Origin of the sequence: Segatella copri, assembly GCF_009494395.1 — a bacterium.
GTDB lineage: Bacteria > Bacteroidota > Bacteroidia > Bacteroidales > Bacteroidaceae > Prevotella.
The window spans coordinates 39,923-59,850 of record NZ_VZCB01000005.1 but is presented as its reverse complement, the minus strand read 5'-3'; the positions used below and the strand labels follow the sequence as shown (position 1 = coordinate 59,850).

Genomic DNA, 19,928 nt, shown 5'->3' with positions numbered 1-19,928 from the left:
TCATTCAAGTTTTTTATATTACTTGCTTATAATTCGAAAATTTTATATAAATTTGCATCGTGATTAAGAGAAAGGTATCACCCTTTCTTTTGCACCATCAATCGGAGGATATAGGTACCAATCGGAAGAAAGATGAATCAGAGAACATTAAAACATTAACCCTTTAAAAATTAATTGATTATGGGACTTGGAACTAGTAAGTATCGTAAAGTAATGCGTACCCCACAAAGTGGTGAGAACGCTGGTAAGAAACTCTGGTATGCTACTGCAGTGAGCGACCGAGAGATGAGCTTCGAGGACTTCGTAACTCACATCTCTGAACACAATTCGCCTTACAGCCGAGGCACCATCCACGGAGTGCTGATGGATACGCTCGACTGCCTGAAGGAGCTGATTCTCGACGGCAAGAGCGTGAGACTCTCCGACCTCGGCCTGTTCTCCATCGGTATGACCTCGCGCGGTGAGGAAACCAGAGAGAAGGTGACGGCTGCAAGCGTGCAGGGGGTTCACCTGATTGTGAGAAATACCAAGAACTGGAGCAATGCCGAGCTCAAGAAGCTCACCAAGATCGTGGCATACGATGAGTATGTAGCCGGCGAAGGTGGAGGTACCGCAGGCAATCCTGGCGGAGGCTCAAGCTCCGGTGATACCACTCAGGGTGGCGGCGGCACTCAAGAGGGCGGCGGAACTCAGGAAGGTGGCGGCACTCAAGAGGGCGGCGGCTCTCAGGGCGGCGGCGGAACCCAGGAAGGTGGTGGCGGTAAAACCGACAGTGGCGACGTAGGCCTCTAGGCATAGCCCCTTCGGGGGCATGCCCAGGAACTGAAACTGAATTAATCACTAATAAATAATAAATAATGACTAATAAATAATCACTAATAATTAATCACTAATGAAATGAAAATGAAACGTGAAACTTGGAAGACAATCATTCAGATCTTGTTGTCAATCGTAACGGCAGTAGCCGCATCGCTCGGAGTAACGAGCTGCATGTAATAGCAGTAATGTGCTGCATGTAATAGCAGTAACGAGCTGCATGTAAATTTAGGTTCTTAATATCCTCTCCATTCTGAAAGCCCCTCTCCTGTATCCCCATGTTCAGGAGAGGGCTTTTTGCTGGGGCAAACGAAAAAATATCATTTCTTTTTAAGGTATGCCGTGATGGCAAACCAGATATAGGCTACCAATAATACATAGCCGATATAATATAAAGTAAGCACACTGAAGATGATGTAATCCAAGGCGCAGACACTAGCCAATCCGCCCAGATACAAGACTCCTTCGCCCCGTGGCAACCGATGATACACCTCATCTACGCAAGCCAGTCCTACTATGACAACAGCCCATACGGCAGCAAGGAAGACTCCCAGGATGCGGGGTACGGCAAAGGGATTGAGCGTGGGATGGAAATAGAAATGGCGCCATGTTTCCGGTTCGAAGGTCTGAATGGTGGCATAGAATGCAGCTGAGATTGCTACCAGTATGACCAATGCCGTAGGATACGGGGAATCTATATCATTGTAATGCACTATATAGATGTTGCTGCAGCTCACCTTGCGTATCAGGTAAGCTATGGCTATCACAACTATAATGACCATGAAAATCAGTAAATGCACATTACTGAATGTCATGATAAACTCAGATATCGGGTCGGCAGGAACAACCTGTTGCAGCATTTTCGATTCCCGTATCCAGCCGAATGTATTATCTTCTGTTGCAAGCTGAACCCATACGGAATCGATGGAATCCTTTGGAACCATACGGATATCCGTTACTACCAACAGCCTGTCTTTCTTTACTGCAAACGAATCTACCGGCAATTCACTCATCAGTTCCTCAGGCTGTTGCTTGACAAGTACGAGTGAATCCTTGAATACCATAAAGTTGAATTTATTGGTATAATGGTGCGTCGTAGAAAAGGAAATGGAATCCAGCTGCTTGTTGCTATATTCAATGAGCGCAGCATGCTGCTGATGAGAATTATAACGATGATAGCAGCTACTGAGCATCATTGTGATGCCCAGTAACAGTAAGATGTATAAGTGTTTCATTCTCATCATTTTCTATCGTTTTGAATTTAGTCAGAATATATGTTCATCTGACAAACGTTGCACGCAAATTCCAGTCTGAACCTTCTGCCATCGCCCAACTCCAGATAAAGCGGTTCTTTCCATGTTGGCTTCTTGCCACCACGCTTTACGCAATAGCCAAGGGAGTAGCGGATGCAATGGCGACACTGCATGATGAGGCAATCGTCAGTCTTCGTGCCTTGAATGGAGGTCTTGCCTAATTCAAAGGCGTTCTCCGTATGATTCATCCCATGCAGCTTGTAAAACTCATGTGCACTCTTGTTGGCAATGTTGTAGAGATAACCATATTTGCCATATTCCCGCTGCCAGACTTTCACTCTGTTATCTCCTTCCGCATTACTCAGATGGTTGGAAACAGCCTTTGCTTCTGATGAAATATCAGCATTCTTTTCGATGTCTTCCATCAGATTTCTGCGCAACTCAGTCAGTACGCTGCTCGGAATGAAATAGTTGTCAGCCTGGTTCTTTATCTCCACTTCCCTGCACTCATAGATGGTACCGCCAAGCTTGCTGAGCTGTCTGACGATATTATCATGCTGAGGCTTTTGAGCCGGATTGTGTTCAAAAGCCACAATACCCTTGCCCAGATAGTTGGAATCATCAGAACCCCATCCTATTCCCTGTTCACTGACATATTGCGCTTCGGCAGAGAATCCCTCATCATTCAGACCGAACGTAATCCTGACAGGAATCTTCCTTTCTGCCGTTTTGCCTGCGAGAATCTTTTCAAAAGCCTGGTCATTGTTACGGTACAAGCCCATTCCCGGGCGTAAGTTCATCGGCATTTTCAATGGGAACAAACGGTTGCCCTGCGCACGGTTCACACGGAAGCCTTCCAATTCATGCTCATCATTGATGAAGCACAAGCCATCACCATTGGTAAAACTGGCGATACTGGCAACATTGAAGCTGTTGCCACGGATTTCCTTGACCTTGCCTACAAACTCGCCGATTGCCTTCGGAGTATCGAAACTTGCAATATCCGGCTGGCGTCCTTTCAGGAAATAGTTTGTAAAACCACGATTGAATGTCTTCTTTAAATTGGCTTCAAATTCATATCGTGGACGTCCAAAAGACGGGCGTGCATACTTCTGGGGATGTTTCCTGCAGATTTCATCAAGGCGCTGGCTATAGGCTGAAACAACGTTCTTGACATAACCTGCATCCTTCAATCTTCCTTCTATCTTGAATGAACAGGCACCCGCATCAGCCAAAGCCTCCAGATTGTCTATCTGGCACATATCCTTTAAGGAAAGGAGATGACGCTGATGTTCTATTTCCTTGTTGTCCGAATCCAGCAAGTTGAATTTCATGCGGCAGAACTGGGCGCATTCGCCACGGTTGGCAGAGCGGCCAAAGCATCTCTCGGAAGCATAGCATACGCCGGAATAGCTTACGCATAATGCACCGTGGACAAACACCTCGAGGTCCATATCCGGAACAGCCTGATGGATGTCTGAGATTTCCTTAACAGACAGTTCTCTTGCCAGGACTGCACGGTTGAATCCCAAAGTCTGAAGCCATTTTACCTTTTCAGCACTTCGCGTATCGCATTGCGTACTTGAGTGTAATTCCCTTGTCCAGGTGAAGTCTACAGCTGAAGGACCCTTACCCTGCAAAGCATACAATACTCCCATGTCTTGCAACAGGAGAGCATCAACGCCAGCCTCCTGCAAGTCATGGATCATATCCAGCGTATCATTGAGCTCAGAATCATAAATGATGGTATTGACAGTAACATGCACCTTTGCCTGATATTGATGGGCATAGCGGCATAGCTGCCTGATATCATCCAGAGAATTGCCGGCTGCAGCACGTGCGCCAAATCTTGGTGCACCTATATAAACTGCATCTGCACCATGGTCAATGGCTGCAATTCCACATTCAAGATTCTTGGCTGGTGCCAAAAGTTCGAGTGTTCTCATTATCTATATCTTCTTAAACTTTAGCTTACTTGATATCATCAATATTGTATGGTGTCTCCTGGTAAACGTAATAGTTGATCCAATTGCTGTAAAAGAGATTGGCATGGGCACGCCATGTCACCAATGGTGCCTGCATAGGGTCATCATTGTAATAATAATTCTTCGGCAAGTCAACATCATCACGTTTTCCCATATCCCGTTTATACTCCTTGTCAAGCGTATTTGGGGCATATTCCAGATGACCGGTAACAAAAAACTCTCTTCCACCTCGTGCCATCACGATACTGACTCCACTTTCCTGCGATTCGGCAATAATGTCGAGTCCCGGAACCTTGATGATATCCTCACGGCGTACTTCAGTATGGCGACTATGCGGCATATTGAAATAATCATCGAATCCGCGGAAAATAGGAAGAGTAGAATCAAGCGGCTTCTGTGGAAATATACCAAACATCTTTTTATCCAGCTGATATTTTGGAACTCCATAGAAATGGTATAATCCAGCCTGAGCACCCCAACAGATATACAATGTTGATGTAACGTGGGTGCGTGCCCAATCGAATATTTCCGTGATTTCCTTCCAATACTGCACATCTTCATACTCCATGGTCTCGATAGGAGCACCAGTTACAATCATGCCATCAAACTTCTGTTTAGACAATTCCGGGAAGTCCTTATAAAACATCATCATGTGTTCTATAGGTGTATTCTTTGGAGTATGACTCTTCAGTTTCATGAAATAAACTTCCAACTGGAGTGGCGTATTGGAGAGCAGACGCACAAGGTCTGTTTCCGTTGTAATCTTAAGTGGCATCAAATTGAGCACACAAATCTTCAATGGACGAATTTCCTGGCTATGAGCACGGCTTTCATCCATGACAAAAATATTTTCATGCTTCAGCAATTCTATTGCAGGAAGCTTATCCGGTAGTCTTAATGGCATATTCTGTTTTTCCCTTTCTTTTTAATTTGGTGCAAAGTTACTAATTTTAGGCGATTTAAACAAAAAAAGGATGCTAATTTTCTTTAGCATCCTTTAATTAATTACGATTTATTCATTTTACCAAAGCTCCAGACGCTCATTCTTAGGAATGAACATCTTGTCGCCCTGCTTTACACCGAATGCCTCATACCAGGCATCAATGTGAGGAAGAGCACCATCTACACGCCACTTGCCAAGCGCATGAGGATCGTTCTTCACACGGTTGCGGATTTCCTTCTCGGTGATATTCTGACCCCATACACCTGCGTAAGCAAGGAAGAAGCGCTGATCAGCAGTAAAGCCATCCTTGTTCTTCAAAGGCTTCTTGGCTGTCGCATTCTTGAATGCATTGAAAGATACCATCAAACCACCGTGGTCGGCAAGGTTCTCACCCAATGTAAAGCGACCGTTGGCATTCAGATCAGGCAAAACCTTGATGTTGCTGAAGAAATCAGCATACATATCTGCACGCTTGTTGAAGCCCTCAGCATCAGCAGCAGTCCACCAATCCTTCAGGTTACCGCTGGCATCATACTGGCGACCCTGATCGTCGAAACCGTGAGTCATCTCATGACCAATCACCACACCGATAGCACCATAGTTGAATGCCGCGTCTGCCTTGGCATCAAAGAATGGATACTGAAGGATACCTGCTGGGAAGCAGATCTCATTGGTGGTAGGATTATAGTATGCATTCACAGTCTGTGGAGTCATATACCACTCATCTCTGTTGACTGGCTTACCAGCCTTCTCAGCAATCTCCTTATTGTTACGGAACTGACGGCAAGCCATCACGTTCTCATAGAAACTCTTAGATGGGTCGATGGTAAGCTTGCTATAGTCGGTCCACTGGTTAGGATAACCAATCTTGACATAGAACTTATCGAGCTTATTGTGGGCTGCAGCCTTGGTCTCTGCACTCATCCACTTCTGAGCATCGATACGCTGACCGAGACTCACCTGGAGATTCTTGACCAAAGTCTCCATCATCTTCTTGGATGACTCAGGGAAGAACTTCTTGCAGTAGATTCTGCCGAGCGCCTCACCCATCTGAGCATCTACCTGAGAAGTAGCACGCTTCCACAATGGATGGTCTTCCTTTCTGCCGCTCATGGTCTTGCCGAAGAAATCGAAGTTTGCCTCACGGATCTCATCGGTGAGATAAGCAGAAGAGCTGCCGATGACACTCCACTCCATCAATGCCTTCAAGGTCTCAGCATCCTCTGCAGCAGTAATCTTGTCGTAACCAGCCATGAATGCAGGCTGACCCACAATCATCTCCTGGATATGTTCGCTCTTGATGCCCTCGCCGTTAGCCAATGCCTCGAGAGGAATGTTTGGATAATTCTCCTTGAACTGCTTCAGGCTCATCTTGTTGTAGTTAGCCTGTGGGTCACGGAGCTCGGTACGGCTCTTGGAGATAGTAGCAAGACTGGTCTCGTGGAGGAATACCTTCTGTGCCTTCTTGGCAGCATCGGCAGCAGAGAAGCCATAGAGCTGGAACATCTTTGACACGTAGGTCTTGAATGCCTCACGGATGGCTACGGTAGCAGCATCGTTGTTGAGGTAATAATCCTTGGAACCGAGAGTCAAGCCACCCTGCATCACATTGTAGATGTTCATGGTAACGTTCTTCTCGTCAGCACCGAAACCGGTACCGAAACCTACGCCCAAGCCCTGCATGGCATACTTCACCTGCAAGTTCTGGAGCTCAGCCTTGGTCTTGGCAGCAGCAATCTCGTCGAGGAGAGGCTTTACGGGAGCAATGCCCTCCTTGTTGCGACGGTCGATATCGAGCGCCAACTTGTAGAAGTCGGAAAGCTTCTGCTCAATGGTTCCAGCCTTGTAGGTCTTCTTCTTGAGTTCATCAAGGATAGAGTTGATACGCTTGTTGCTGTTCTCAGCCAACTGATCGAAACTACCATAACGGCTGTAGGCAGCAGGAAGCGGATTGTTCTTCTGCCAGCCACCGGTAGCAAACTGATAGAAATCATCAGCAGGCTTTGCTGTCTTGTCAAGATTGCTCAAGACAAGTCCCGACTTGTTCTGAGCATCAGCAGCCAAAGGCATGGCTGCGAGCATCATCATCGGAAGGATAAACTTCATTTTCATTTTCTCGTTATTTATTATTGTTTTAACTATGAATTCTTGATTTCCTCCAGCTCTTCTGAGAGCATCATCCAGTTCTCGTTTTCCTCATCCAGGCTCTTCATCAGCTCGGTATATTCGGTAACGAGTTCCATATTCGTAGCGTTCTCAGGCTTCATCAGGAGGGCATCAATCTCTGCCTTGCGGGTTTCGAGCTTTTCAATCTTCGTCTCGCATTCCTTCACCGCCTTCTCAGCCTTGCGTATCTTCTTCTGCTGCTCCTTGTGCTCGGCATAGCTGAGCTTGCCGGAGGATGCCTCGGAAGAATCTGCAGATGATGAAGAAGAAGATGGAGAGCCGGCAGATGACATATTCTGACTTACGCCCTGACTGGCGAGCGCCTGACTGATGCTCTCGGCATTGTGGGCACGGAGATAATCGTAGATACCGCCCAGATGCTCACGTACCTTGCCACCGGCAAACTCATATACCTTATCTACCAGTCCGTCGAGGAACTCACGGTCGTGGCTCACGATAATGGCGGTGCCGTCGAATGCCTTGATGGCTTCCTTCAACACATCCTTCGACTGCATGTCGAGATGGTTGGTAGGCTCATCGAGAATCAGGAGATTCACCGGTTCGAGCAGGAGCTTGATCATCGCCAGACGGCTGCGCTCTCCTCCACTCAACACCTTGACATACTTTTCTGATGTCTCGCCACCAAACATAAAGGCACCCAAGAGATCGTTCACCTTGAGGCGCATCTCGCCGGTAGCCACATTGTCGATGGTCTGGAAAATGGTAAGATTCTCATCGAGGAGCTGTGCCTGGTTCTGTGCGAAATAACCTATCTGCACGTTATGACCTATCTTGAGATTGCCCGTAAAAGGAATCTCGCCCATGATACACTTCACCAGGGTAGATTTACCCTCACCGTTCTTACCTACGAACGCCACCTTCTCGCCACGCTTGATGGTAAGGGTCACATGGTCGAAGACGGTATGATCGCCATAATCCTTTCTCACCTCATCGCAGATGACCGGATAATCGCCGCTACGGAGACAAGGAGGGAACTTGAGATGCATCTGCTTGGTATCCACCTCATCCACCTCGATAGGAACGATTTTCTCCAGCTGCTTGATGCGGCTCTGCACCTGTACAGCCTTGGTTGGCTTATAGCGGAATCGCTCGATGAAGTCCTTGATATCGGCTATTTCCTTCTGCTGGTTCTCGTAGGCACGGAGCTGCTGCTCGCGGCGCTCGGCACGAAGTACCACATACTCATCGTATTTCACCTTGTAATCCTCTACCCTTCCGCAGGTAATCTCCAGGGTGCGATTGGTTACATTATTGATAAAGGCACGGTCGTGACTTACCAGCACCACCGCCTTGGCACTCTGCGCCAGGAACTGCTCCAGCCACTGGATACTCTCGATATCGAGGTGGTTGGTAGGCTCATCGAGGAGGAGCACATCCGGCTTCTGGAGCAGGATCTTTGCCAGCTCGATACGCATACGCCATCCACCAGAGAACTCCCGGGTAGGACGGTCGAAGTCTTCACGGGTGAAACCCAGACCGCTCAGCGTGCGCTCTATCTCCGCCTCGTAGTTTTCACCGCCCATCATCATGTAGCGCTCGTGCTCCTGGGTGAACTTCTCCACCAGCTGGGCATAGCTCTCGCTCTCATAGTCGGTGCGGTCAGCCATTTCCTGCTGCATCTTGTCGAGGCGCTCCTTCATCTCGGTATTGTGGGCGAAAGCCTTTCGGGTTTCCTGCTTTACGGTGGTATCATCCTGCAGTTTCATCACCTGAGGCAGGTAGCCGATAGTGGTTTCGTTTGGGATAGCCACCACGCCGGAGGTTGGCTTCTGCAAGCCACAGAGAATCTTCAGCATCGTAGATTTGCCGGCACCGTTCTTACCTACCAGGGCAATGCGGTCGCGGTCGTTGATAACGAAGCTTACATCATTGAAAAGTGGCTTTACGCCAAACTCTACTTTCAGTCCTTCTACTGAAATCATATTATTTTACTTTGAACTTTGAATTTTGAACTTTGAACTTTATGATTAGCAAAGCAAATGAATTCTTCACTCTTCGTTCTTCACTCTTCACTTTTCACTCTTCGTTCTTCACTCTTCACTTTTTCTACGGAATGAGCAGGGAGGAATCTCCATAGCTCAGGAAGCGGAAATCATGAGAGAGGGCATAATCATATACCTTCTTCCAATCACCATGCAGGAAGGCACTCACCAGGAGAAGGAGGGTGCTCTGAGGCTGATGGAAATTGGTTACCAGCATCTTCACAATCTTATAGGTATAACCCGGAGCGATGATGATCTGTGTGCTGGAATGCAAGGCTTCCAATCCGTTGCGGTCGAGATAATCGACGATTGCCTGGATAGCCTTCACCGGAGTGATGCCATCCACCAGATTGCCATCTGCCGACAGCTCGTATGGATCCCACTGTTTTACATGCAGGTCCTCTTCACTTGCCTCAGGATGCTTGATGAGATGCACACCCATATAGTAGAGACTCTCGATGGTGCGCACACTGGTGGTTCCCACGGCGATGACCTGGCACTCGTGCTTGATGAGCTTCTCCAGACTGCGACGATGAACCACGATATATTCGGTATGCATCTGATGACCTTCTATCTCAAGACTCTTCACCGGCTTGAAGGTTCCCGCTCCTACATGAAGGGTTACCTCTTCACGGTCGATGCCATGCGCATCCAGGTCCTGGAGCACCGCATCGGTGAAATGCAGACCGGCTGTTGGGGCAGCCACGCTACCCTTGATCTTGGAATATACGGTCTGATAAGTGGTCTTGTCACTTTCTTCTGTCTTGCGGTTCAGATAAGGAGGGATAGGCAACTCTCCCACTGCTTCGAGAATCTCGGCAAAGGAAACATGCTCGTTGTCCCAGTCGAAATCCACCCAATAGTTGGTGCCGCCACCCTTGGCTACCATCTCTGAAGCCTCTACACTGAGGGCATCTCCACGGCGCATGGTAGCAGAGAGAGTAAGCTGATGACCCTTGATTTCGAAGTCGCGCTTCAGGCTTCCCTCTTTCCATTTCTTCAGGTTACCAATCATACAGAGCCATGAGCAGTGACCCGATGTCTGGAACATCAGCTCATAGTCGGTAGGTGCAGCAGGCTCCATCAGGAACACCTCGATGAGTGCTCCCGTCTCCTTGCGGAAATGCATGCGCGCCTGGATTACCTTGGTATTATTGAATACCATCATGGCACCCTTTGGCAGATATTCCGGAAGATGGAAGAACACATCGTCACTCACCTCGCCATGCTTATAGACCAGCAGTTTACTGTGGTCGCGCTGTGAGATAGGAAACTTGGCGATGCGCTCATCTGGCAAATCGTAATTATAATCGCTTATCTTAATATGTTTTGTATCCATTATGTTTTATTTATTGTATTCTTTTATGTAGAGTTTATTAAACGAAACCAGTCATGACAACACTTCTTGTCACTACATATACTAATGTGAGCATTAAAATGACCATTGCCTTATCGATATCGTCATGATCATATCCTGTACTTGTATACTGGTTGGAGATATAATTAATCTTTGGAGAGATCCGACGATAAATCTTATAATAAAGCAGATAGACCAGAATGCCAACGATGATACCGATAATCATGCCGCAAAGAATATCTGAAGGGTAATGTACACCCAGATACAATCGCGTCCAACAGTTTATGAGAGACCATATTACCAGTGTTATCGTGAGCATTTTACTACGGATAAGTAAGGAGAAGAAAACAGCCAGCGACATCGTATTGGCAGCATGTGCAGAGCAGAAGCTATAACCTTTCAGACGGATATCGTCCACAACCTGAACCATATACTTGAATGTAGGATCATTTGAAGGTCTCCATCTCTCAGCCAGCTGTTTGATGATGCCGTCAACCAGTCCATCAGCAAATAGAACGCAGAAGATTGCGCTTCCCACCACCAGGGCTATCTGCCCCATCGTCTCATTGTTGCGCATAACAACAAAAAAGAGCATGACGTAGAGTGGTATCCACGTCAGGCCCGATGTTAATATCTGTACCATCTGGTCAAGCATGATGTTGTCGCTACCATTGAAAAGGCTCAACACCTGCATGTCCATGTCTTGTATTTTACTGAAATCCATTATATTTCCTCTATATGTTTGGTTTCTATCCAACCTTCTCTGCCATCAGCAACACGAATGCCTCGCCATCCATTTATTGTCTTGTCGGTAATATCCACTCGGGTTCCTTCATGCAGGACAAACAAGTCAGCACTTTGTTTGGCAGGTGTCTTCTTGATATTTACCGATGGTTCCATAATGATGGCACCCGTCCTGTTTATCTGAACCTGTTTTTGCTGATAGGCAAACAGATTACTTATCAGGAAGGAAATCAGGAAGAACAAGCCTCCGAAAAATCCTATCTTACGCATGAAGAGCTGAGGTCCAAAGAGATAAACCAATACGAGTATCAACGCCATGATGATACTGAAGATTCCAATCTTTGCCCAATTGTCTACACTCGTGTAGTTGACAAGCATCCTGTACCATGTGACGAAGAACATTTCTGATGCCGGTGTAATCTTGTCAATGGTCTTGCTTCTTGCAAACTGGAGGTTGAAATTGATGTCCTCATCTCCTGGGGCGTATAAGTGAGCACGCTCATAGTTGAGCACAGCCTTCGTGATATTGTCTGTACGGAAATAAGCATTGCCGAGATTATAATAGATGGCAGCAGATGCCCTGGTCTTCAATATCTCCTCGTAGTCACGAATCGCTTGCTGATAATTGCCTTTCTGATACTCTGTATCTGCATTCTGTTTGGTGATGGCACCAGCCTCAAGAGTGAAGCCAAGCATCATTGCCAGAAGCATGATGAGGGAATATCCGTTGCGATTGGTCTTGCGCTTCTTACGTGCCATATTGATTGCATTCTCTATTTCCATGATTCCTGTTATTGCAGCATTGAATGTATGATTCATATTACCCACTGAATCGCCTGGTGCATAACGCTCGAATTCACACTCATCAATAGCAGTAGTAAACTTCTTGATGGTATCTTCGTCTACGTTGTGAGAAATCATTTTCTCGCGGATGTTCTCACGATTCAGCTTTTCTACAGGTATATTCAGTTTGTAACTGATATATCCCCATAAAGCACGTAATACTTCATCATAAAACTCTCCCTGTTTGTGCTTTACCATCAAGAGATGAGCTTTCTTCAAGCGCTTGGTTGCCATCTTCTTTGCCTTGTTGGAGCGCATCTTGACGATGTCGGCATTTTCCATAGCTCTGCGATGGAAGATGATAATCAATGCGATGAAAGCAAGCAGAGGAATCAACAGACAGATCCAATAGCTTGCGCTGCCATAAAACAAGTCGTTGATGTTCTGGTGACAGTCTTTGCCGAGCTTCAGGGTATGAATGTCCTTGTCTTTGTTGAAATCAGCACCTTCATTGCTGCTGCTTGAGCCGTCACCCTTATCAACCTTGATGGTGAATGGTTGAGTCTTGATGGTCTTATACCTGGATGATGATGTATCATAATAGGTAAATTCGATGGCTGGTATGGTATACTGACCTTGATTGCGAGGTACCGCAAGGAAGTCGTAAATCATATTGCCCTCCAGACCATTGGAAGTAAGTCGGGTTTTGTCTGTTATTTTTGCATCATACTGATCGAAGTCTTTCGGGAATTCGATAATAGGCTGTTTCAGCAGCTTCAGGTTTCCGATACCTCCTACAACCACACGTATATTGATAGGTTCGCCGGCTTTTACTTCTTTCTTGTCGATAGTGGCAGAAATATTAAACTTACCTACTCCGCCTGAGAAATCAGCAGGACGTTGAGGTAATGGGTCAACCGAAATGGTAATACCCGGAGCCTTGATATCCTTGTGGACCTCAACATAGCCGGAACCTCCATTAAAGAAAGCTTCCATAGGGTCGACATTGCGGTTTTGCTGGACAACGATTCCCTTGAAATTGATGGAAGGTATTTCCAGCTTTCCTGTCATCTGTGGATACATGACGTATTGACTCCAGGTCACGCATTTGTATGGTCGGCCGTTGACCATCTCTGTATGGAACTGCTTCTGTTGAGGAAGCGGAACTTCCTGAGTATGAAAACCTTTCAAATCAGGCATCTTACCCTCCAGTTGGGTAAGTTCAACCAGAGTATAAACCTTATAAGTCAGCAAGATAGGTTCTTGTTCTGTGACATGTTTCTTGTTGGCAGAAACCTTGATGAAGAGGTCGCTGCCAGAAATGCTGGAACCAGCCTGTCGCATATGAGGTTCATCATTATCATTTCTGCCATGCATCTTGGTAGAACCATTAGGATTATGGGCAGCCTGTCCGGTAACATTAATCTTAACAGCGCGGGATGCCAGTTTTTTTCCCCCTACAAGGACCTGGGAAGAACCGATGGTGAAAACACCATTCTTGGCTGCATAAAGCGTATAAGTAATCGTTACGGAAGAAGATGATGATGTATGTCCGTTTATCATCTGATAACTGGACTGTTGCGATGTATATGGACCTGCAATGACCTCCAGCCCGTTCGGCACGTTTCCCATGCGGAATTCCTCCACGTCGCGTGCATTGATGGTATACGCAACACGGAAGTTTTCACCTGCCGCTACATGGGATGGAGCCGATACTTTCAGGTGTTGGGCAACAGCATTTATGCTGACGCTCATCAGTATCATCAAGATGATAGTAAACCTACCTATATGTTTCATATTTATTATCTAATTACAAATTATATTCTTTATCTTACAAATGAATATCTAAAGAGACAGAGCTACCAGTTTTTGTCATATACCTTTCGGCGTGGCTGGCTCATTGCCTTCTGCATCTTGCGCTTCGTAGCTTTCTCTTGCTGGATAGCAGCGTTCAAGAGCTGTTCGGCATTGTCGCGACTCATTTTTTCCTGATTCTGCTTGTTCTTGTCAGAATTATTCTTGTTCTGATTCTTGTTTTGCTTATCTTTGTTTTGGTCGTTCTTATTTTGCCCGTCCTTATTTTTGTTCTTGTCGTTCTTCTTGTCCTTGTTTTTATCGTTTTTATTCTTGTCCTTATTGTTCTTGTTATTTTGATTCTGCTGGTTGTTCTTGAGCAACTTTTTGCAGAGGGCAAGATTATAACGAGTCTCATTGTCTTGAGGGTTGCATCTTAAAGCCATCTTGTAATACTCGATGGCCTGTGCATATTCCCGGTGGTTTTGCATCACCACTCCCATATTGTGATAGCTCTTGGAGCGGCGGAAGATATTGCTCTCCAATTGTGCAGCATTACCAAACTGAACCATTGCCAGTGAATCTTTCTGCTGAGCCAGCAAGGCGCAGCCAAGGTTATATATCGCCTGCGGATTCTTCTGATTCTTGAAGATAGCCTTACGATATTGGGTCTCAGCAGCTGCCCACTTCTGGGACTTGAAAGCCCTGTTTCCCTGGCGTATCAAGTTGCGGTCGGTTTGTGCGACAGCGTTTGTCCCACCTACCAACAGAAAAGCTACCGTTACTATTATATAATGTATATAGTTCATATCTTATATCATTTCTTCAAATCTTTCTTAAAGAACTTGATGTTCCTGAGCATCGGATTCTTCACTTCCATCATGCAGACCTCAACGAGGAGCAAGAGAATAATCAAGATTCCTACAGCCTGGAACTGTTCGTCATAAGCACTGTAGATGACACTGGTCATATCCCCTTTCTGCAATTTAGCCAAGTCATCGTTGAGCGCTTTTTCTGCATCGCTAGTATTATCTACATGGATATACTGTCCTTTGCCAGCCTGTGCCAATTCGCGGCACATCTGCTCATTCAAGGCGGTCATTACCGTATTGCCGGCATTATCTGTCAGATAAGAGCCGTCTCCCATAGGGATTGGAGCACCCTTGGCGTTACCAATACCCAGGATAAACACGTTGATGCCTTTCTTGTTGGCCATCTGGGCTGCATCCTGAGCACCCACCTCATGGTTCTCACCATCAGTTATCACGATGATAGCCCTACCGATATTTTCCTGCTGGGTGAAACTCTTTGAGGCAAGACTGATAGCCTGGGCTATGTTGGTGCCTTGAGTTTGTATCAAGCTTGGCGAAATGTTCTGCAGGAACATCTTGGCAGAAACATAGTCGCTGGTGATAGGCAACTGCACGAAGGCATCGCCAGCAAAGACGATAAGACCAATCTTGTCGTTGCTGAAGTTATCTACCAGATTCTCTATCAGCATCTTGCTCTTGTCGAGACGGGATGGTGCCACATCTTCTGCCAGCATGGAATTGGAAATATCCAGACAGATCATAGTCTCAATTCCGTTGCGCTTGTCGTGAGAAACCTTGCTACCCATCTGCGGACGCGCCACCATCACGATAAGTAATGCCAGGGCTGCAAGCATCAGCACAAATTTCACCGTTGGGCGGTATTTGGATATGTCGGGCATCAACTGTTTGAGCAACTCAGGGTCTCCCAGTCTTCTCAGTTTCGCCCTTCTTTTTCTCCAACCGATAAAGCGTACCAGTATGAGTACCGGGATTATCCATAGAAGCCAGAGAAATATAGGATCTTCAAATCTTAACATTGTTCTATATATTTATGGTATTCTTCTGAGCCAAGTAATGCGCAGCAAAATCTCCAGGAGCAATACCAGGAGTGCTGCCAAGGCAAAAGGCTGATAAGCCTCATAGCGTTTGGCATAATGCTTCACATTGAATTTTGACTTCTCCAGTTTGTCGATATCTTGATAAATCTTCTTCAACTCCGCATTGTTGGTAGCACGATAGAAGTTACCGTCTGTGGTTTGCGCAATGTCGCGCAGGGTCTGCGTGTCAATTTCTACTGGAATATTGACATATTGCACACCACCAGCTACTGGCATTGGGTATGGAGCCACCTTGTTGGTTCCCACGCCGATGGTATAAACACGGATGCCATAGCTCTTGGCTATTTCTGCAGCTGTCATAGGCGATATGTCGCCCATGTTGTTACTGCCATCCGTCAAGAGAATCACCACCTTGCTCTTTGACTTTGAATCCTTCAATCGGCTTACTGCATTTGCCAAACCCATACCTACAGCAGTACCATCATCGATGAGTCCGCGTGCGGCAATGTCAGTTCTTGTATCTTGCAACAGGCGCAGCAGACTGGCATGATCGGTAGTCATTGGACATTGGGTGAATGCTTCACCTGCAAAGATGGTCAAGCCGATATTGTCGGTAGGACGACCAGAGATAAACTCATTTGCCACATCCTTAGCCGCTTCCATTCGGTTTGGCTTCAGGTCTTCAGCAAGCATGGAGGTTGATACGTCCATAGCAAGCATGATGTCAATTCCCTCCACAGTCTTGTTGTCCCAAGAATGATGAGTCTGTGGGCGAGCCATGGCACACACAATGAGCACGAAGGCGATGCATCTCAGTACCATAGGCAGATGGATGAGTCGCACTCGAAGACTCTTTGGCGCATACTGATACATTCGGGTATCGCTCATGCGCATAGTTGGCTCACTTTTCTTTCTCCCAAGAAAATACCATAAGATATAAGGTATCAGCAACAGGAGTAGCAGAAAATATGCTTTACTTGCAAATTCCATTTCTTATAACATTTATAGTTTGCATCACTCTGATGATTTTGTCTATCAGTGATGGTTTTACATCAACAGCATGACAACTTGATAGATGATATAGCCTAAGATAGCAACAGCGCTGAAGCCTCCTATCCAAAGCAGCGTTTTGATGAGGCGGCGTTGCTGCTGAGACTTCTGGTCCTCGCTGCTGAGCGTAGGCACAATTTTCTCTTCCTTAGGCAGCTCATTGGTCTTCGTCTGGTCGATGAAGTTAATTGCATTTACCAGGTTGGCATCATTTTCATTCATCGGAATCTCGTATTTGGCGAACTTGACGAGGTCGGCTGTTGAGAAGAGCATTCTCAATTCGTCTATCATCTTCTGATCGCCAGAAGCACGCAGGTTCTCAATGATTTCAGTACTGGTCATCTCCATGGCATTGAAACCAAACCGGTTTACTATATATTCACGCAGCGCATTGGTAAGGTGAGTATAGTACTCCTTCTGTGTTTCCTGGTTCGATGTACTGTGATGCTGTTTGATGTCGTTAATCTCTTTCAATGCCTTCTCATGGGCAGGCACACGTTTGATGATACGGATGCGGGCAATGATAGGCTTATTCTTCTTCAATCGGTTGCGCAGATAGAGCATTGCTCCACAGACGATTAACAGCAGAAAGCTCAACCAAAAGGCGAAGCTCCACTCACTCCAGAGGAAGGGATTCTCCTGCACCGTCTTGGGAGGATAGAACTGATTGGGATGAACCGTATCCACGGGTACTGTGAGCACCTTCAGCGCCAATGGGTTGCCGTGGCAGTTCTTACCGTCTATCTTCACATTGAGTGCCGGGATAGCATACACCTTCTCATCAAAAGATGTGATGGTATAGTCGCGGCTTACCACCATCTGGTTGTCACCTACATGCATGGTGTCGCCCTTGCTCTGCTCCACCACCTCAACGCCTGGAACTATCTGGGTCTGAGGCTTGAAGGATGGCATCACCACCTTGGCTCCCTTTCGGGCTGTAGCCTTGAGGTGCAGGATGGTCTGCTGTCCGATAAGCATCTGCAAAGAATCGATGCGCTGTTCCACTGTCTGGCTGAAAGCCAAACCAGAACAGCCCATCAGAGCCATTGTCAATATGATATTCTTAATTTTCAACATTGTTGCTTTACTTTGAACTTTGAGCTTTGAACTTTGAACTTTATGATTAGTAAAGCCGTAGAATTCTTCACTCTTCACTCAATTTATCCTCTTTGTTTGAACAGTGCCAGGAGCGACTTGGAGAAATCCTCGTTGGTCGCTATCGAAGTCCAGTCTACCTTGCTTTTGGCAAAGAGCTGGCGCAAGTTGTCCTGGCGTCGGAACCAGTTCTGTGCATGAGCCACTCTCAACTTCCTGGAACTGGTGTCAATATACATCTCATGCCCTGTCTCTGCATCCATTACTTTCAGCAATCCTACGTCAGGCAACTGTTTGGCTCTCGGGTCATATACCTGAATGCCCACCACATCATGTTTCTGGTTGGCAATCTGCAAGGCATGCTGATAATCCTTCTGGTCGTAAAAGTCGCTGATGAGGAAAGCAGTACAGTGGCGTTTCATCACGCGTGTGAAGTATTCCAAGGCACAGCCAATGTTGGTACGCTGGCTCTGAGGGTGGAAGTCGAGCATTTCTCTGATGATATAAAGAATATGCTTTCTACCCTTTTTAGGTGGAATATATTTCTCTATTCTGTCGGAAAAGAAGATGACACCTATCTTGTCGTTGTTCTGAATGGCACTGAAAGCCAAAGTGGCAGCTATCTCGGTTGCCAGGTCGCGCTTCATCTGGCGCATCGTACCAAAGTCGAGCGAGCCACTCACATCCACCATCAACATCACGGTAAGCTCTCGTTCCTCTTCGAACACCTTGACGAAAGGACGATGAAAACGTGCCGTGACATTCCAGTCGATGTCTCTCACGTCGTCACCATACTGGTATTCGCGCACCTCGGCAAAGGCCATACCCCTACCCTTGAAGGCAGAATGGTACTGACCGGCAAAGATGTTCTGGCTCAATCCGCGAGTCTTGATCTCAATCTTCCGAACTTTCTTTAAGATATCTTGTGTATCCAACTTATTACTTTGAACTTATTTACTTTGAACTTTGAACTCCTTTACATTGAGCTTTGAACTTTGAACTTTGAACTTTATGATTAGCTAAGCAAATGAATTCTTCACTCTTCGTTCTTCACTCTTCACTTACTTCATCAAGGCACTTCCACCTTGTTGATGATGCGGCTTACGATTTCCTCGCTGGTCACTTCGCTAGCCTCAGCCTCGTAGGAGAGACCGATACGATGGCGGAGCACATCGTGAGCCACAGCACGGACATCTTCAGGAATCACGTAACCACGGTGCTTGATGAAAGCATAGGCGCGGGCAGCCTTGGCAAGAGAAATGCTGGCACGAGGACTACCGCCGAAGGTAATCATGTCCTTCAGGTCGCCCAAACCATAACGGTCAGGATAACGGGTAGCGAAGACGATGTCGGCTATATACTGCTCAATCTTCTCATCGATATACACCTCGTTCACGATGCTGCGGGCCTTCAGGATTTCTTCTGCTGTAGTTACTGGAGTAACCGTTGGCAGACCGCCCTGGATATTCTCACGGATGATGAGCTTTTCTTCCTCGATAGTAGGATAGTCAATGATGACCTTGAGAAGGAAACGGTCCACCTGAGCTTCAGGAAGCTGATAGGTTCCCTCCTGTTCTACCGGGTTCTGTGTTGCCATTACCAGGAACGGATTTGGCAATTTAAATGTCTGTTCGCCGATGGTAACCTGATGTTCCTGCATCGCTTCGAGCAAAGCACTCTGTACCTTGGCTGGAGCACGGTTGATTTCATCTGCCAGAACGAAGTTGGCGAACACCGGACCACGCTTTACATGGAAGGCTTCGTCTTTCTGAGAATAGATCTGTGTTCCCACCACGTCGGCTGGCAACAAATCTGGTGTAAACTGTATGCGGCTATAGTCTGCACTTACTAACTGTGACAATGTTTTGATTGCGAGAGTCTTCGCCAAACCAGGCACACCTTCAAGCAAGATGTGGCCGTCAGAGAGAAGACCGATGAGAAGACAGTCAACAAGGTGTTTCTGACCTACGATGACCTTGTTCATGCCCATTACCAAATTGGTAACAAACTGACTCTGTTGTTCAATCCGGATGTTCAACTCACGGATATCAATAGCTTCTGCCATAATT

Annotated in this window: 16 protein-coding genes; 2 read left to right on the top strand and 14 right to left on the bottom strand. The window is 46.5% G+C overall.

All coding sequences use genetic code 11. From position 1 onward, the window contains the following. Nucleotides 1–180: 180 nt before the first annotated feature. Both F7D73_RS00660 and F7D73_RS00655 read left to right on the top strand, forming a co-directional pair. A complete protein-coding gene (locus F7D73_RS00660; protein ID WP_153121824.1) occupies nt 181–792 on the top strand; it encodes a DNA-binding protein in 612 nt (203 codons plus the stop codon). 111 nt (nt 793–903) lie between these two features. Beyond that, nucleotides 904–996 carry a smalltalk protein gene (locus F7D73_RS00655; protein ID WP_153121823.1) on the top strand — a complete coding sequence of 31 codons (93 nt, stop codon included), beginning with the start codon at nt 904–906 and terminating at the stop codon, nt 994–996. A gap of 140 nt (nt 997–1,136) precedes the next feature. Here the strand turns inward: F7D73_RS00655 and F7D73_RS00650 are convergent, their stop codons facing one another. The 14 genes from F7D73_RS00650 to F7D73_RS00585 form a co-directional block, all read right to left on the bottom strand. Beyond that, nucleotides 1,137–2,051: a zinc ribbon domain-containing protein gene (locus F7D73_RS00650; RefSeq protein WP_228117587.1), complete on the bottom strand. Its 915-nt coding sequence runs from the start codon at nt 2,049–2,051 to the stop codon at nt 1,137–1,139. Between the two features lie 26 nt (nt 2,052–2,077). Next, nucleotides 2,078–4,015, bottom strand: a complete 1,938-nt coding sequence (locus F7D73_RS00645; RefSeq protein WP_153121821.1) for a peptidase U32 family protein — start codon at nt 4,013–4,015, stop codon at nt 2,078–2,080. Between the two features lie 25 nt (nt 4,016–4,040). Beyond that, a complete protein-coding gene (gene metA, locus F7D73_RS00640; RefSeq protein ID WP_153121820.1) occupies nt 4,041–4,958 on the bottom strand; it encodes a homoserine O-acetyltransferase MetA in 918 nt (305 codons plus the stop codon). 117 nt (nt 4,959–5,075) lie between these two features. Beyond that, the gene (locus F7D73_RS00635; RefSeq protein ID WP_153121819.1) at nt 5,076–7,109 is read right to left on the bottom strand and encodes a M13 family metallopeptidase; all 2,034 of its coding nucleotides are present in this window, start codon (nt 7,107–7,109) and stop codon (nt 5,076–5,078) included. A gap of 26 nt (nt 7,110–7,135) precedes the next feature. Beyond that, nucleotides 7,136–9,106, bottom strand: coding sequence for an ABC-F family ATP-binding cassette domain-containing protein (locus tag F7D73_RS00630; RefSeq protein WP_153121818.1), 1,971 nt, complete (start codon nt 9,104–9,106; stop codon nt 7,136–7,138). Between the two features lie 124 nt (nt 9,107–9,230). Beyond that, nucleotides 9,231–10,505, bottom strand: a complete 1,275-nt coding sequence (locus F7D73_RS00625) for an S-adenosylmethionine:tRNA ribosyltransferase-isomerase (RefSeq protein WP_153121817.1) — start codon at nt 10,503–10,505, stop codon at nt 9,231–9,233. Between the two features lie 37 nt (nt 10,506–10,542). Further along, nucleotides 10,543–11,247, bottom strand: a complete 705-nt coding sequence (locus F7D73_RS00620; RefSeq protein WP_153121816.1) for a phosphatase PAP2 family protein — start codon at nt 11,245–11,247, stop codon at nt 10,543–10,545. Further along, complete coding sequence (locus F7D73_RS00615) at nt 11,247–13,847, bottom strand: BatD family protein (RefSeq protein WP_153121815.1); 2,601 nt, start codon at nt 13,845–13,847, stop codon at nt 11,247–11,249. The genes F7D73_RS00620 and F7D73_RS00615 overlap by 1 nt, the downstream gene beginning before the upstream one ends. Before the next feature lie 62 nt (nt 13,848–13,909). Then, nucleotides 13,910–14,653, bottom strand: coding sequence for a tetratricopeptide repeat protein (locus F7D73_RS00610; RefSeq protein WP_153121814.1), 744 nt, complete (start codon nt 14,651–14,653; stop codon nt 13,910–13,912). Between the two features lie 8 nt (nt 14,654–14,661). Next, entirely contained in the window at nt 14,662–15,693 is a 1,032-nt protein-coding gene (locus F7D73_RS00605) for a VWA domain-containing protein (protein WP_153121813.1), read from the bottom strand. Nucleotides 15,694–15,705: 12 nt separating this feature from the next. Further along, nucleotides 15,706–16,704 carry a vWA domain-containing protein gene (locus tag F7D73_RS00600; RefSeq protein WP_153121812.1) on the bottom strand — a complete coding sequence of 333 codons (999 nt, stop codon included), beginning with the start codon at nt 16,702–16,704 and terminating at the stop codon, nt 15,706–15,708. A gap of 57 nt (nt 16,705–16,761) precedes the next feature. After that, nucleotides 16,762–17,841: a hypothetical protein gene (locus F7D73_RS00595; protein ID WP_153121811.1), complete on the bottom strand. Its 1,080-nt coding sequence runs from the start codon at nt 17,839–17,841 to the stop codon at nt 16,762–16,764. An 83-nt stretch (nt 17,842–17,924) separates the two neighbouring features. After that, complete coding sequence (locus tag F7D73_RS00590) at nt 17,925–18,794, bottom strand: DUF58 domain-containing protein (RefSeq protein WP_153121810.1); 870 nt, start codon at nt 18,792–18,794, stop codon at nt 17,925–17,927. Nucleotides 18,795–18,928: 134 nt separating this feature from the next. Further along, on the bottom strand, nt 18,929–19,924 hold the full coding sequence (locus F7D73_RS00585; protein WP_153121809.1) for an AAA family ATPase: 996 nt from the start codon (nt 19,922–19,924) through the stop codon (nt 18,929–18,931). Nucleotides 19,925–19,928: the final 4 nt, after the last annotated feature.